Origin of the sequence: Mesorhizobium sp. M7A.F.Ca.CA.004.04.2.1 (genome assembly GCF_004022825.1) — a bacterium.
In the GTDB taxonomy this organism is placed as follows: domain Bacteria; phylum Pseudomonadota; class Alphaproteobacteria; order Rhizobiales; family Rhizobiaceae; genus Mesorhizobium.
This window is the reverse complement of sequence record NZ_RZPH01001716.1, coordinates 1-542: the sequence shown is the minus strand read 5'-3', so window position 1 is coordinate 542 and position 542 is coordinate 1. Positions and strand designations below refer to the sequence as shown.

1 protein-coding gene is annotated in these 542 nt (G+C 53.3%); it reads right to left on the bottom strand.

Features of this window, described 5'->3' with window-relative positions; genetic code table 11:
- Positions 1-25 precede the first annotated feature (25 nt).
- Positions 26-496, bottom strand: coding sequence for a hypothetical protein (locus tag EN893_RS39775; protein ID WP_127271127.1), 471 nt, complete (start codon positions 494-496; stop codon positions 26-28).
- Positions 497-542 lie beyond the last annotated feature (46 nt).

Here is a 542-nt window from a genome sequence, read left to right as displayed (position 1 = left end):
CGCCATAGTCGATCATGGGCGGTCTCTATGCAGCTTCGAAGCCAGCTCGAGCGTCCATGTATCCTGACGGACTGGGCTCGCTTTTCATCATCGTTTTTCGCCAAGCTTCCTGCTCGGCATTTATCAGAGCCAATTCCCAAACACAGGCAACAACAGATCTCTTTACCGTATCCATCGGTTCGGCGGCGGAATACAGCTTCCGATAGATATGCTGACAAAGCACCGAACCTTGTATCCACCAGTGAACCGAGATGGAAACACCCAGCTCGCCAGGATGAATAATCACAAAGCCCATGCCATTGTCGTCACCCTCGTCCACCACACGCGGCAGAACCTCCTGTCGCACGAATGACTGTGCCAGGGTCACCATGGGTCCGTCGACCTTCTTGTTGTCTGCGACGAGGCCATAGACTTTGAGCTTGAGACCGCCAATGTCCCATTGGCCCAAATTCAAAACACCACGTGGATGGTAGATCTCGATTGTTTCAGAATTCACTGGGCTCACTCCAATTCAGCCATTCGCGCACGACGCTGCAGCAGAC